This window comes from Nocardioides sp. JS614 (genome assembly GCF_000015265.1).
Classification (GTDB): domain Bacteria; phylum Actinomycetota; class Actinomycetes; order Propionibacteriales; family Nocardioidaceae; genus Nocardioides.
The window spans coordinates 1,583,323-1,596,981 of the sequence record NC_008699.1 but is presented as its reverse complement, the minus strand read 5'-3'; the positions used below and the strand labels follow the sequence as shown (position 1 = coordinate 1,596,981).

Annotated in this window: 14 protein-coding genes; 3 read left to right on the top strand and 11 right to left on the bottom strand. The window is 73.1% G+C overall.

Going from position 1 to position 13,659, the window contains the following annotated elements; genetic code table 11:
• Positions 1-137: 137 nt before the first annotated feature.
• The 3 genes from NOCA_RS09030 to NOCA_RS09020 form a co-directional block, all read right to left on the bottom strand.
• Positions 138-1,253 carry a ring-opening amidohydrolase gene (locus tag NOCA_RS09030; protein WP_011754967.1) on the bottom strand — a complete coding sequence of 372 codons (1,116 nt, stop codon included), beginning with the start codon at positions 1,251-1,253 and terminating at the stop codon, positions 138-140.
• 29 nt (positions 1,254-1,282) lie between these two features.
• Positions 1,283-2,218: a carbamate kinase gene (locus NOCA_RS09025; protein ID WP_041546414.1), complete on the bottom strand. Its 936-nt coding sequence runs from the start codon at positions 2,216-2,218 to the stop codon at positions 1,283-1,285.
• 285 nt (positions 2,219-2,503) lie between these two features.
• Entirely contained in the window at positions 2,504-3,022 is a 519-nt protein-coding gene (locus NOCA_RS09020; protein WP_041546413.1) for a hypothetical protein, read from the bottom strand.
• Positions 3,023-3,061: 39 nt separating this feature from the next.
• Here NOCA_RS09020 and NOCA_RS09015 point away from each other — a divergent pair, with 39 nt between their 5' ends.
• Positions 3,062-3,325, top strand: a complete 264-nt coding sequence (locus NOCA_RS09015; protein WP_238383440.1) for a helix-turn-helix domain-containing protein — start codon at positions 3,062-3,064, stop codon at positions 3,323-3,325.
• A 78-nt stretch (positions 3,326-3,403) separates the two neighbouring features.
• On the opposite strand, the gene NOCA_RS09010 is transcribed toward NOCA_RS09015, so the two are convergent.
• Positions 3,404-4,159, bottom strand: a complete 756-nt coding sequence (locus NOCA_RS09010) for an SDR family oxidoreductase (RefSeq protein WP_011754964.1) — start codon at positions 4,157-4,159, stop codon at positions 3,404-3,406.
• Positions 4,156-4,557, bottom strand: coding sequence for a cupin domain-containing protein (locus NOCA_RS09005; protein WP_011754963.1), 402 nt, complete (start codon positions 4,555-4,557; stop codon positions 4,156-4,158). Before NOCA_RS09005 ends, NOCA_RS09010 begins: the two co-directional genes overlap by 4 nt.
• A 108-nt stretch (positions 4,558-4,665) precedes the next feature.
• Between NOCA_RS09005 and NOCA_RS09000 the strand changes: the two genes are divergently transcribed.
• The gene (locus NOCA_RS09000) at positions 4,666-5,361 is read left to right on the top strand and encodes a TIGR00266 family protein (RefSeq protein ID WP_011754962.1); all 696 of its coding nucleotides are present in this window, start codon (positions 4,666-4,668) and stop codon (positions 5,359-5,361) included.
• Positions 5,362-5,439: 78 nt separating this feature from the next.
• On the opposite strand, the gene NOCA_RS08995 is transcribed toward NOCA_RS09000, so the two are convergent.
• The 6 genes from NOCA_RS08995 to NOCA_RS08970 all read right to left on the bottom strand — a co-directional run bounded on the left by NOCA_RS08995 (position 5,440) and on the right by NOCA_RS08970 (position 13,254).
• Positions 5,440-6,114 carry an SDR family oxidoreductase gene (locus NOCA_RS08995; RefSeq protein WP_011754961.1) on the bottom strand — a complete coding sequence of 225 codons (675 nt, stop codon included), beginning with the start codon at positions 6,112-6,114 and terminating at the stop codon, positions 5,440-5,442.
• Between the two features lie 26 nt (positions 6,115-6,140).
• Complete coding sequence (locus tag NOCA_RS25665) at positions 6,141-6,836, bottom strand: hypothetical protein (RefSeq protein WP_011754960.1); 696 nt, start codon at positions 6,834-6,836, stop codon at positions 6,141-6,143.
• A gap of 102 nt (positions 6,837-6,938) precedes the next feature.
• Positions 6,939-8,888, bottom strand: a complete 1,950-nt coding sequence (locus NOCA_RS08985; protein WP_041546412.1) for a hydantoinase B/oxoprolinase family protein — start codon at positions 8,886-8,888, stop codon at positions 6,939-6,941.
• A 76-nt stretch (positions 8,889-8,964) separates the two neighbouring features.
• The gene (locus NOCA_RS08980) at positions 8,965-11,085 is read right to left on the bottom strand and encodes a hydantoinase/oxoprolinase family protein (RefSeq protein WP_011754958.1); all 2,121 of its coding nucleotides are present in this window, start codon (positions 11,083-11,085) and stop codon (positions 8,965-8,967) included.
• On the bottom strand, positions 11,082-12,353 hold the full coding sequence (locus NOCA_RS08975; RefSeq protein WP_011754957.1) for an amidohydrolase family protein: 1,272 nt from the start codon (positions 12,351-12,353) through the stop codon (positions 11,082-11,084). The genes NOCA_RS08980 and NOCA_RS08975 overlap by 4 nt, the downstream gene beginning before the upstream one ends.
• A 190-nt stretch (positions 12,354-12,543) precedes the next feature.
• Entirely contained in the window at positions 12,544-13,254 is a 711-nt protein-coding gene (locus NOCA_RS08970; RefSeq protein ID WP_238383439.1) for a lysophospholipid acyltransferase family protein, read from the bottom strand.
• A 90-nt stretch (positions 13,255-13,344) separates the two neighbouring features.
• Here NOCA_RS08970 and NOCA_RS08965 point away from each other — a divergent pair, with 90 nt between their 5' ends.
• Positions 13,345-13,590, top strand: a complete 246-nt coding sequence (locus NOCA_RS08965) for a DUF2630 family protein (protein WP_083768105.1) — start codon at positions 13,345-13,347, stop codon at positions 13,588-13,590.
• Positions 13,591-13,659: the final 69 nt, after the last annotated feature.

The following is a 13,659-nucleotide window of genomic DNA, read 5'->3' as shown; positions in this document are numbered from 1 at the left end:
CGTCGTACGGCGAGTCGCCACTCGACCGCCGTGCCGGCGACCTCGGGGGCAATTCTGGAACTGTTGGGCCGAAACTTCGGGCCAACAGTTCCGGTTTCCCCGGTGAACCGGGGAAACCGACCCGCCCGCCAGAGGCCTCAGCCCAGGTCGACGATCGCGGCGACCGGGCCGCCGCCGTCGGGGCCCTGGTGGGCCGCGGACACGGAGACGAACACGGCCGGGTCGCCGGTGACGGCCGCGGTGACGCCGCCGACGCACGACTTGATCTGGCGGTGCCAGTGCACGTCGGAGTCGTCGAGCATCGCGTTGCGGCGGCCGCGGACCAGGCCGTCCTGGGAGGCCTCGCACTTGAGGAACACGTTGACCAGCCGGCCGTCGAGGTCGGAGGTGCGGGGCCGCTCGGGCAGGTCGAGCCCGGCGTCCTTGATGGCCTCCCAGATGCCGTCCTGGTCCAGCGCGTCCTTCATCACCGAGTGGCCGATCCGGTAGCGGCCGCCCACGCCGGGGGCGTTGCCGACCACGACCACCTGGGCCTGGTCGAGCTCGACGCCCGAGGAGCACGAGGCCACCGAGGAGTACAGCGAGCGGTCGTGCATGACGTCCTCATCGCTCGGCATCTCGATCTCGCCGAGCGCCACCGCGATGCCGAGCGCCGTGCAGCCGTTGGAGAGGTCCATCGACTCGTGGGTGTGCTCGGTCCACACGGTCTTGCCGCGCGACTTGGCGTCGCGGATGGTGTGGATGGTGAGCAGCGGGGTCTTGGTCTGCACGTAGTGGACGTCGGCCGGGTCGCTGATGCCGGCCCGCTCCATCGCGACCTTCACCGCGTCCGCGACCTTGGTGATCATCGCGGTGCGCCCGATGTCCTCGGGGGCCAGCCGCTCGCTCATCGCGAAGCCGACGGTCAGCCGCTGCTCGTCGGAGGGCGCCAGGGCGCCGGTCAGGTCTTCCGGCGGAACGGTCGCGAAGATCGTCGCGTGCGGGCTGATCACGCCGTCGGTGCCGCCGGACCACACGATCGGGACCTGCTTGACCTGCTCGGCCGGGGCGCCCTTCTCGACGAGCACCTCGCGGAAGGCGCGGTCGGCGATGATCCGGGTGTAGTCGTTCACCCCGCCGTTGCCCTCGGTCTTGCCGATGATCGCGATCACCCGCTCGGCCTGCATCACGCCGTCGTCGATGAGCTTCGCGAGCTCGCTCGCATCGGCGACGGAGTGGATCGGGACCTTGCGTACCTCGATGGCGTCGGGCATGTGGTGTGTCCTCCTGGGTTGGTCCGGCACTAGTTGGGTACGACGACGGTTCCCGCGTCGCCGGTGATGGCCTGGGTGATGTGGGTCAGGTCGGTGATCACGGCCCGGGAGCCGCCGGCCTCGACGAACCGGCAGGCGGCGTCCACCTTCGGCCCCATCGAGCCGCTGGCGAAGTGCCCCGCGGCGGCGTGGGCCCGCAGCTCGGACACGGTCACCCTGCCGAGCGGCTCGGCGTCGGGGGCGCCGTACCGCAGCACCGCGTTGGGTACGTCGGTGCCGATCACCAGCACGTCCGCGGCCACGGTGCCGGCGAGCAGGGCCGCGCCCAGGTCCTTGTCGATCACGGCCTCGACGCCGCGCAGCGTGCCGTCGGGCTCCCGCACCGTGGGGATGCCGCCGCCGCCGTTGGCGACCACGACGAACCCGGCCGCGACCAGCGCCGCGACCGCCGGAGCGTCGAGGATCTCGATCGGCTCGGGCGAGGCGACCACGCGCCGCCAGCCCTTCGCGCCGCGGTCCTCCCAGGTCTCGCCGTGCTCGATGAGCACGGCGGCCTCGTCGGCGGGCAGGAACCGGCCGATCGGCTTGGTCGGGTTCGTGAAGCCGGCGTCGTCCGCGTCGACGAGCGCGCGGGTCACCAGCGTCGCCGTACGCCGCTCGACCCCTCGCTCCGCGAGCGCGGCCTCCAGCGCGTTCATGAGCACGAACCCGAGCGTCGCCTGGGTCTGCGCACCACACCAGTCCAGCGGGACCGGCGGGACCACGCCCGCGGCGAGCTCGTTCTTGACCAGCAGGTTGCCGACCTGGGGCCCGTTGCCGTGGGTGATGACGACCTCGACGTCGGCCCCGAGCAGGTCGGCGACCGCGTCCATGGCGACCCTCGCGGCCGCGATCTGGTCCTCGGGACGGGCCCGGCCGTCGGCGTTCGTCATGGCGTTGCCACCGAGTGCGAGCAGGACCCTCATGGCGTCGAACCTAGTGACCCGGTCGGCGTCGGGCACCGTGGGCGGCGACGAGGACCGGCCCCGATCGCTGGCAACAGTTGCCAGCCGACCGGGCTCACATCAGCGCGCAGGACCGCATCCACACGTCGGACCGGGCCCACGCCCGGCGTCACGGCGGTCACCACCGGGCCGGAGCGGGTGAACCGCCAGAAGCCGACCGGGTGCCTCGCCTTCGCCGGTCACGGGGCTGGTCACGAGGCGGAGCCCTCCGGGAGACGGGAGTACCAGCCCGCGAGCCGGCCGCGGTCACTGACGTCGTGCAGGCGGCGCTCGACCGCGGCGTGCTCCGCCCGGCCGACGGCGAGCAGGACGTGGTCGCCGACGCGCAGCACGGTGGCCGGTCGGCGCGAAGATCTGGTCCCCGCGCAGGACCAGGGAGACGGCCGCCGGCTGCGGGAGCCGGAGCTCGGAGACCTCCACGCCGGCGAGCCTCGACCCCGGCCCGACGGTGAGCTGGAGCAGCGTCGCGTCGAGCTTCTCCAGCGGAGCGGACTCGATGGCGACCGGCTGGGGCTGGTTGTCGACGGTGGCGCCGAGGCGCCGCGTCACCCAGGGCAGCGTGGGGCCCTGGACGAGCGCGTAGGGCCGCGCGTCCAGGAGCCGGCCCGGACTGACCAGGAGCCCGAGCATCACGAACAGCCCGATCTGCGAGAGCCAGGCCAGGCCCTCGACGAAGCTCGCGGTCGCGGACCGGTGCGGCAGCCGGGTGTTGCCGAGGGTCAGGCCGGCGACGTAGATCGCCATCAGCCCGCTGGCGCCGACCACGCCGGCGACGGCGAACGCGACGAAGGCGAGCGCCAGCGGGTGCCCGAGACCGTCCTGACCGAGCGCGAGGACGAGGTCCTCAAGCTGATCGCGGAGGGCAGCTCGTCGAAGGACATCGCCACCGCGCTCACGATCAGCATCAAGACCGTCGAGCGGCACCGGGCCAACATCCTGGCCAAGCTCGGCATGCGCGATCGCACCCAGCTGACCCGCTACGCGATCCGGGCCGGCCTGATCGACCCTGACTCATCCGCCGCCGCGGCCGCGACGGCCGCGACGGCCGCAAGCTCACTCGGTTGGTGACCAAACGACAACAAGACCGGCCCGAGACGTGTCGTTGGTGACCAAACGACAAGGGTTCTCGGCGCACGGCTCCGGCGGTCAGCGGCCGCCGGCCACCCGCAGCGTCGTGCCGGTGACGTACGTCGCCTCTGCGCTCATCAGCCAGGCGACCGCGTCGGCCACCTCCCCCGGCTCGCCGGCGCGACCGAGCGGCACCAGCCGCCCGACCCGGTCGACCCGATCGGGCTCGCCCGCGTCGGCGTGGATCCGGGTCCGCACGATGCCCGGCGCCACCCCGACGACGCGGATCCCCTCGCCCGCGACCTCCTGCGCCAGCCCGACGGTCAGCGCGTCGACCCCGGCCTTGGCCGCGGCGTACTGCACGTACTCGCCGGGCGCGCCGAGCGTCGCCGCACCCGAGCTGACGTTGACGAGCACGCCGCCGGCACCGCCGTACGACGTTCCCAGCGCGCGGACGGCGGCGCGCGCCACGAGGAGAGCGGCGGTGAGGTTGAGGTCGACGGTCGCCTGCACGACCTCCACCGGGGTCTCGGCCAGCGGGCCGAGGTGCAGGGTGGCGCCGGCATTGTTGACGACGCCGGTCAGCCGGCCGTGCTGGGCGGCCCGGGCGAACAGCTCCGCGACGCCGTCCGGCGCGGTGAGGTCGGCGCGCACCACGACGCAGCGGGCCCCCGCGTCCTCGGCCGCGAGGCGCGCCTCCTCGGCGGCGCGGACGTCGCGGGCGTAGCCGAGCACCAGGTCGTGGCCGTCCCTGGCGAGCCGGAGCGCCGTGGCCGCGCCGATCCCGCGGGTGCCGCCGGTGATCAGCGTGACCGGGGTCGGCGCCGCGGTCACGCCAGCTCGAAGTCGTCGAAGTCGAAGCCCGGGGAGACCAGGCAGCTGACGAGCGCGTCCGCCTCCGCGGGGACGGTCCGCTGCCAGGTCCCGGCGGGCACCAGGGCCTGCGGGCGCTCGACGTCGACCACCGCCGTCGACTCCAGCACCGGCGCCGGCCCGACGCCGCCGAGCTCGAGGGCCACCGCGCCCCGGTGCGCGAGCCACAGCTCGTCGGACGCGACCCGGTGCCACGCGGACGACTCCCCCGCCGGCAGCAGGAAGTAGATCAGCGTCGCCGTCGGCCGCACCCGGCCGTCCGGGAGGGTCACGGTCTCCGGGGCGGACCAGGTCTGGCGGTACCAGCCGCCCTCGGGATGCGGCTGGAGGTCGAGCGTCTCGGCGAGCGGAGGGCGCATGCGACCATCCTGCCGCGTGCCTGGCGAACGCGGTTCACAGCGGCGCGACGGCCACTACTCTCGACCCGAGATGTCGACCCGGCTCGGGACCGTAGAGGAAGTAGACCGATGCAATCCGAAGTCATGTACAGCCCCGCCTACGCGACCGCCAAGCTCACCCTCGCCGCCGGCGAGGCCGTCCGCGCCGAGTCCGGCGCGATGCTCGCGATGTCGCCCGGCATCGCGATGGAGACCTCGACGCAGGGCGGGGTGCTGAAGGGCCTCAAGCGCTCGGTCCTCGGCGGCGAGTCCTTCTTCATGAACACCTTCACCGCACAGGTCGACGGCGCCGAGCTGTACGTCGCGCCCGCGCTGCCCGGCGACGTCGTCGCGTGGCCGCTCAACGGCGTGCTCTACGTGCAGTCCGGGTCGTTCCTGGCCGCCTCGTCGAACATCCAGGTCGACACCAAATGGGGCGGCGGCAAGACGTTCTTCTCCAGCGAGGGCCTGTTCATGCTGCGCATCGAGGGCCAGGGCGAGCTGGTGCTGTCCAGCTACGGCGCGATCCACGCGATCGACCTGCAGGCCGGCCAGACCTACACGGTCGACACCGGCCACATGGTCGCCTGGACCGACGGCGTCCAGTACAACGTGCGCAAGGTCGGCAACTGGAAGTCGACGTTCTTCTCCGGCGAGGGCCTGGTCTGCGACCTCACCGGTCCCGGCCGGATCTACCTCCAGACCCGCAGCCAGGACGCCTTCCTCGGCTGGTTGGTGCCGAAGCTGCCCACCCAGAAGAGCGGCGGGGACAGCCTGTTCTCCTGACGGCTCCCGGGTCGTGTGCCTGAGAACGCGCTATGGCGCGTGCTCAGGCACACGACCCACCCAGGCTGCGGGGCACACTCAGACGCGTCCGAGCAGTGCCCGCAGCGGCAGGGTGCCCACCGGCAGGCCGTGGGCGTCGTAGTACGCGAACATCGCGCTCAGCCACGGGTGGGTGCCCGGATCCTCGACCCGCTCCGCGGTGACCCCCGCCTCGGCGGCCAGCTCGGCCACCGTGGTGACCCGCGTGGCGAGCTCGTAGGTGGCGCCGGCGTGGCCGTCCTCGAGCAGCACGGTCGCGGCCGCCGCACCCACGTCGGCCAGGTCGGCGAACCCGAAGACGGCGTGCACGTCGTACGGCACCCGCACCGGCCCGGAGAGGTCGAGGTTCTGCAGGTAGGCGCCCGGCTGGAGGATCGTCCACGCGAGCCCGGAGCGTCGGACCAGGTCCTCGGAGACGGCCTTGCCGAGGTGGTGCGGCAGCTCCGGACAGTACGGCGAGGCCACGGAGTGGTAGCCGATCCGCGGCACGCCGGCGGCGTGCAGGGCGTCCAGGGCCGCGGCGACGTACCCCGGCTCGTCGGGGTGCAGGTTGGGCGCGACCACGTAGGCCGCGGCGCACCCGGCGACCGCCCCGGTCAGGTCGGGCCAGTCGGCGCGGCCCAGTGCCACCGGCTCGGCGCCGCGCGCGGCCAGCGCCGCCGCCACCGCCCGGCCGGTCTTGCCGTGTCCACCGAGCAGCGCGATCCGGGTCATGCCCGGGACCCTAGTCGGGCATGGCCCTAGCGGCTTCGCCGCCCGGCGCGCCGCTCCTGCTCGAAGCGCGGATCGAAGTGCGGGTCGGCCAGGAAGTACTGCGCGACCCGCCCGGGCGGCGGCTTGGGCGCCCGCTCCGGCTCGGGCACCATCCGGCCCTCGACCGCGTCCCAGAAGCGGTCCGCCACGTGCATCACGCGGCGGGCGACGAGCCCGAGCAGACCGGTGTGGGGAGTGTAGGGATGCGGTCTGCTCGGGGCCGCCTGCTCCGCGCTGCGGAGCCGCTCGGCCAGTCGGCCCAGGTCGTCGTCGCCGAGGGCGTCGGTGAGGCGCTCGCCGAGGTCGTGCTCGCGCCGGGCCTGCTCGGCCAGGGCCTCGTCGACGTCGGCCCATACCGCCGGCCAGGCGAACGAGCTCTCGTACACCGAGCCGTACTCGTGGGCCTTGACGTGCGCGAGGACCACCTCGAGCTCCTTCACGGCGTGCACGTAGTCGTGCACCCGTGGCCCGCCGTCCCCGAGCGCGCGGCGCGCCTCGGGCACCAGCACGGCGTCCACCGCGTGCAGGTGCTTGCTGGTCTCGCCCAGGAACGCGTCGATGCGCTGCCGGTCGCGACGCGGCTCCCCCGGCGGAGCCGCCATGGCACGCGCGGCCTCGAGCCGCTCGGCCAGCCGGGAGTGCGTGTGGTCCAGTGATCTGCTGAGGACATCGGTCGTGCCCATCGGCCTCACCTCTTCGGGGTGCCGTCCCTTCCATGGTGCGCCCGCAGGGTGCGGCGGACAAGGCCACCGGGATGAGAACCGGCGGGCGCTCGTCGGCGCCGGTCAGACCAGGTCGACCGCGGCGTACGGCGCGCCCGCGGCCAGCGTGGCGTAGCCGGGCCCGCGGTCGAAGAACGCCTCGCTCGCCGCGGGCCGGGCGGCCCGCTCGGCGGCGGTCGCGGCCTCGTCGTACCCCAGCGAGTCGTCGTCGAGGGAGCCGGTCAGCACCACGCCGTAGTCGCCCAGCGCGGCCTCGGGTGAGACCTTGCGCCACACGACGTCGCGGACCACGAGGGCGGGGTCGCGCCGCAACGGGTCGCCCCAGCCTCCGCCGCCGGTGGTCCGGATCCGGATCACCTCGCCGGCGGCCACCGGCTCGGCGTCGGCGAGGGCGTCGACCTCACGCTCGTTGGGCCCGCCGGGGTCGATGGTGACCTGGAACGGCTGGCCGGCCCGGCCGCCCTTGACGCCCCAGCAGGCGAGGATCGAGCGGTCGGCGATCGACATGAAGTGGCCGTCCTTGAGCATCCGCAGGTGCTTCTCGTAGCCCAGGCCGCCGCGGTACTGCCCGGCGCCGCCGCTGTCCACGGCGAGCGAGAGCGACTCGACCCGGAACGGGAACCGGGCCTCGGTGAACTCGGTCGGCAGGTTCCGGGAGTCCGGCACCACGTGGATGGTGTCCTCGCCGTCCGCGTAGTAGCGGCCGCCGGAGCCGCCGCCGAGCACCTCGCGCATGAGGTACGGACGGCCCTCGAGGTCCTCGCCGTACACGCCGGTGTAGCGGATCGTCTCCTGGTCGGCCGGCATCCGGCCGTCGACGGCCTTGGCGACCACGCCGGCGAGCACGCCCAGGAGCCGCAGGATCACGAAGGTGCGCGCGTTGGTGGGCGCCGGGAACACCGGCGTGAGCAGGGTGCCGGGCTCGGGGAAGCGCATCTCGATGAGCGGCACGATGCCCTCGTTGACGTCGAGCTCGGCCATCCGCTCGGGGGTGTCGGCGAGGTTGCGCAGGATCGGCGCCAGCCACTTCTTGAGGAAGACGCCGTCGCTGTAGTCGCCGCAGTGGTTGATCGGGCCCTTGGCCTGCGGCGAGGTGCCGTCGAAGTCGAGGATCAGCCGCTCGCCCTCGGGGTCGTCCGCGGGCGTCCGGGTGAGCGTGATCCGCTGGGTGTGCAGCTGCGGCTCGTCGACGCCGTCGTGCTCGGCGTAGTCCTCCCAGACCCAGGAGCCGACCGGGATCTTGCCGAGGATCTCGCGGCGGTAGGTCTCGGTGGTGCGGTTGATGATCGCGTCGAAGCAGGACTCGACCGCGTCGAGGCCGTACCGGTCGAAGAGCTCGCCGAGCCGGCGGGCACCCATCAGGCAGGCCGAGCACTCGGCGTCCAGGTCGGCCGCGAGGGACTCGGGCATCCGGGAGTTGCGGGTCATGATCGCCAGCGCCGAGCGGTTCGGGACGCCGGCGTCCCAGAGCCGGATCGGCGGGACCATCAGCCCCTCCTCGAACACGCTGGTCGCGTGGGAGGGCATCGAGCCGGGGACCGCGCCGCCGATGTCGTCGTGGTGGCCGAAGGCCTGCACGAACGCCACCACACGGGGGGCTCCGCCCCCCGTGGACCCCCCGGAGGCCCCTGCGTCCTTGGCGAACACGGGGACCGTCACGCACAGGTCCGGCAGGTGCCCGATCCCGCCCTCGGAGCGGTAGACGTCGTTGTGGAAGAAGACGTCCCCCTCGCGCATCTCCTCGATCGGGAAGTCGCGGGCGACCGGGTGCACCAGCGCGGAGTAGGACCGGCCGGTGAGCTTGCGCAGGAGCCGGTCGTGGATGCCGGCGCGGAAGTCGTGCGCGTCGCGGATCATCGGGCTCCGGCTGGTGCGGCCGATGGCGGTCTCGACCTCCATCTCCACACTCGCCAGGGAGCCCTGGACGATCTCGACCAGCACGGGGTCGGCGCTCGCGCCCGCGTCGGCGGTCAGGTGGCCGAACGGGAACTGGGTGGGTGCGCGGCGGCTCATGCACGTACTCGCTTCGCTCCGTGCGCGCATGAGGCACACGCTGCGCTGAGTTGGATGATTCGCTCGCTGCGCTCGCTCATGCCTGGCTCCTCGTCACGATGATGTTGAGGTACTCGTCGATGCGGGCCGTGAAGCCCGGGTGGAGCGGCACCGTGGAGCCGAACTCCTCGATGATCGCGGGTCCGTCCAGGACCGTCCCCGGCGCGAGGTCGGGACGCCAGAGCACCGGCGTGTCGACGTACCCCTCGGCCGCGTCGAAGCACACCGCCCGGACCGTCGAGTCGGGAGTGGTGACGGTCGAGTCGGGAGAGTCGGTCGCCAGAACTCCCGACTCGACGGGGTGGCGGGTGATTGCCGGCCGCTTGATCGGGCCGATCCCGGAGACCCGGAGGTTGACCCACTCGACCTGCTGGCTGGAGTCGCCGGAGAAGTCGTAGCCGTAGAGCGCCTTGTGCTCGGCGTGGAACGCGTCGGCCACCGCCTGCGGGTCGAGCGCGCCGGCGGCGACCGGTACCCGCACCTCGAAGGCCTGGCCGAAGTAGCGCAGGTCGGCCGTGCGCACGAACTGGTGCTCCGCCGGCTCGAAGCCCTCCTTCGCGAGCGCCTCGGCGGCGCGCGCGGTGAGCTCGTCGTAGATGCCGGTGACCGCTGCCGGGTCGAGGTGGTCGTCGAGGGTCACGTGGGTCTGCACGTAGTCGTTCTTGACGTCGACGGTGAGCAGGCCGAACGCCGAGACGTTGCCCGGGTTGGGCGGGACCAGCACGGTCGGGATCCCGAGGACGTCCATCAGCCGGCACAGCAGCAGGGAGCCCGAGCCGCCGAACGTGGTCAGCGTGAAGTCGCGGACGTCCAGGCCGCGCTTGACGGTCACCTGGCGCAGCGCGTTGGCCTGGTTCCAGGCGGAGATCTCGAGGATGCCGGTGGCGCAGGCCTCCGGCGTGAGGCCGAGCTTCGCGGCGAGCTGCTCGACGCCGGCGCGTGCCGCGTCGACGTCCAGGGGGATCTCGCCGCCGAGCAGGTGCGGGGGGATCCGGCCGAGGACCACGTGGGCGTCGGTGATCGTCACCTCGGTTCCGCCCTTGCCGTAGCACAGCGGCCCCGGGTCGGCGCCCGCCGACTGCGGGCCGACCTTGAGGGTGCCCTCGGGCGAGAGCCAGGCGATCGAGCCGCCGCCGGCGCCCACGGTGACCACGTCGATCATCGGGATCTTGGACGGGAACGCCCCCACCGAGCCCTCGGTGGTCAGCGTCGGCTCGCCGTCGATCACCACGCTGACGTCGGTCGACGTACCGCCGCCGTCGGAGGTGAGGACCTTGTCGAACCCGGCCACCTTCGCGATCAGCGCGGCGCCGAGGGCGCCGGCGGCGGGGCCGCTGAGCACGGTGGTGATCGGCTGGTGCACGACCTCGTCGGCCGAGAGCACGCCGCCGTTGGACTTCATCACGTAGAACGGGACAACACGGGGGGCTCCGCCAGAAGCACCCGCCGGGACGTAGCCCGCGAGGCGCGCCTTGATGTTGGAGACGTACGCCGAGAGCCGCGGCTTGACGGCCGCGTCGACCAGCGTGGTCATCGCGCGCTCGTACTCGCGGTACTCGCGCAGCACCTCGCTCGACAGGGAGACCACCGCGTCGGGGTGCTCCTCGGCGAGCACGGCCCGCATCCGCTCCTCGTGCTCGGGGTTGGCGTAGGCGTGCAGGAAGCAGACGCCGAGGGTGTTGATCCCCTGGGCGCGGAACCACCGCGCCGCGGCGCGGGCGGCGTCCTCGTCGAAGGGCCGCACCTCCGCCCCGGTGAAGTCGAGCCGGCCCCCGACGCCCTTGACCCGGTCACGCGGGACGATCCGGTCCGGCTTGACCCAGAAGTAGGAGTTGCCGTAGCCGTCGGGCACCGACTGGCGAGCGATCTCGAGCATCGCCTCGTAGCCGGCGGTGGTGATGAAGCCCAGGCGGTCCACCTTGCCCTCGAGCAGCTGGTTGGTGGCGACGGTGGTGCCGTGGCTGACGGCGTCGATGTCGGCGCCGCTCGCGCCGAGCACGGCGAGCACCTTGTCGATGCCGGCCAGGAAGCCGTCCGCCGGGTTGCTCGGGGTGGACGGGGTCTTGGTGGTGACCAGCTCCCCCGAGTCCTCGTCGAACGCGACAACGTCGGTGAACGTGCCCCCGGTGTCGATGCCGATCCGGATGCTCCGGGTCATGGCTGGTTCCCTTCCAGGTTGTCCAGGTTGTCCAGGTGGAACGTGGTGGTGGCGCTCGAGCTGGCGACCAACCGGCCCGAGGCGAGGACGTACGCCGGGGCCGCGTGGTGGCCGACGACCTCGCGCAGCGTCGGGTGGTGGTGGACGACCAGGTCCGCGTTGCCGCCCACCTCGAGCCGGTGCCCGATCACGCCGAGGACCCGGGCCGCGGTGGTGGTCACGCCGTCGTACACCAGGTCGATGCCGGCGCTGTCGACCGCCTCGAGGGCGTGCGCCGCGAGGAACGCGATCTCGCCCATGTTGTGCCGACCGAACGGGTAGTAGGCGTCCTCGATGTCGTCCTGGCCGAGGGCGACCGGGACGCCCATCGCCGTCAGCTCACGGACCGGCAGGTGCAACGGCCCGGTGTGCGGGTCGCTGACGAAGCCGAGACCGGCGCGGCGGGCGAGCCCGGCGAGCCGCTCGAGGGACGGGCGCGCGTAGAGGCCGACGGCCCGGGCGTGGTTGGCGACGCCGCGGCCGACCAGGCCGTGCTCGATCATCGCGACGGCGAGCATCTCGGTGGTGCGCAGGCCGGCGTCGCCGGCGTCGTCGACGAGCATCGCGACCCGGCGGTCGTGGGTCGCGGCGAGGGCGCACATCCGCTGCACGTGCTCCCGGGCATCGGCGTCGGTGTGCTCGATCCAGGGGATGCCGCCGACCACGTCGGCGCCGAGCTCGACGGCCTCGCGCACCAGCTCCTCGGCACCCGGGTCGCGGAGGAGTCCGTCCTGCGGGAAGGCGACGACCTGGAGGTCGACGACGCCGCGGAACTCCTCGCGCAGCGCCAGCAGCGGGATCACGCCCTCCAGTCGCGCCTTGGGGTCCACGTCCGCGAACGCCAGCACGTGGCGGACGCCGTACCGCACGGCCTCGAGGACGGCCGTGCGCGCGTTGGGCTCGATCCAGCTCCGGTCGTAGCCGGCCTTGACCGCCGAGGCGAGCTCGATGGAGGTCATCGCCGAGCCCATGTCGCCGGAGGTGTACGCCGTGAGCGCGGCGTCGCCGATCCGGTCGAGGGTGTGCACCTTGTCCAGGTGCATGTGACCGTTGACGAAGCTCTCCGTGACCAGCGCGCCGGCGGCGTCGATCTCGTCGGTGCCGGTCAGCGGGTCCTGCGCGAGCGCCGTGATCCGGCCGTCGTCGATCCCGACCTGCCAGCGACCGTCACGGCCGCCCGGTGGATGGCGGAGTCGCGCGTCCGCGACGACGATCTGGTGAGTGGGCACGCGACGATTCAACCGGGCGGCGTCGACCCCGACCACGGCAGAGATTGCCGACGGGACCGGGGTTCTCCGGCAAGGTCTGCCAGCGCGGCTGTTGCTGGTTGCGGCTGCTGGCAGCCAGAACCCGCACGACACGCCGGGGCGCATCGGCCGTGTCGTGCGGGTTTCGGCTGCTGACAGCCGAACCCCGCGGTCAGGCGTCCGGGGCGCGGTCGTTGTAGATTCCGGCCTGCTCCTGGCCGGACAACTCCTGGATCGCGGCCATGATCTCGTCGGTGACCTCGCGGCGGGCCCGGCCCGGCGGGACACCGTCGTACCTGCCGGCGACGTCGATGGCGCGGCCGAAGCGCACCGTGACCGGAACGACCCGTGGCAGCTTGGCGCCGACGGGTTGGAGCCGCTCGGTGCCGGTGAGCCCGACAGGTACGACGGGTGCGCCGGCGGTCAGGGCCAGGTGGGCGACGCCGGTGCGGCCGCGATACAGGCGGCCGTCGCGAGAGCGGGTGCCCTCGGGGTAGATGCCGAAGGCCTCGCCGCGGCCGAGCACGTCCAGGGCGGTGTCGAGGCTGGCCAGCGCGGCCTTCGTGTCGTCACGGTCGACGGGCAGCATGCCCATGCCCTCGAACCAGGCCTTCTGCAGCGTGCCCTTGACGCCCCCGCCGGCGAAGTAGTCGGACTTGGCGAGGAAGACCACCTTGCGCGGCGCGACGATCGGGATCACCAGGGAGTCGGCGAAGCTGAGGTGGTTGCTGGCCAGGATCACCGGACCGGTGCGGGGGACGTTCTCCAGGCCGACCACCTGCGGGCGCCAGATGGCCTTCGCGACCGGCGGGACGACCGTGTGCAGGACGGCGTACATGTTCAGGTCGACGGCCCGAGGGACGAGGTGTCTCGAAATCACCACCCGTCCAGTGTCGCGGTTACCGACCGGTCGGCCGATTCCGGTCTCGGTCGGGGCGCTCCGGACGGTCTCCGCGGTGCGACACTGGCAGACATGGCCGACCCGGAGATCCAGGACCGCATCAAGTCGCTCATCGACGAGGAGCACCGGCTGCGCGCGTCGCTGTCGGCGGGCGACATCTCCCCCGGCGAGGAGCACGACCGGCTCCACGACCTCGAGGTGGAGCTTGACCAGTGCTGGGACCTGTTGCGCCAGCGACGGGCCAAGCGCGAGGCGGGGCGGGACCCGGCCGAGGCGGCGGTGCGGCCCCCGGGCACCGTGGAGAACTACCGCCAGTAGCCCGCTCTCGGTCGTGGACCGGGGCCGGCCCCGGCGGGCGGTGTCCCAGCAACCGAACCGCCACCGCCT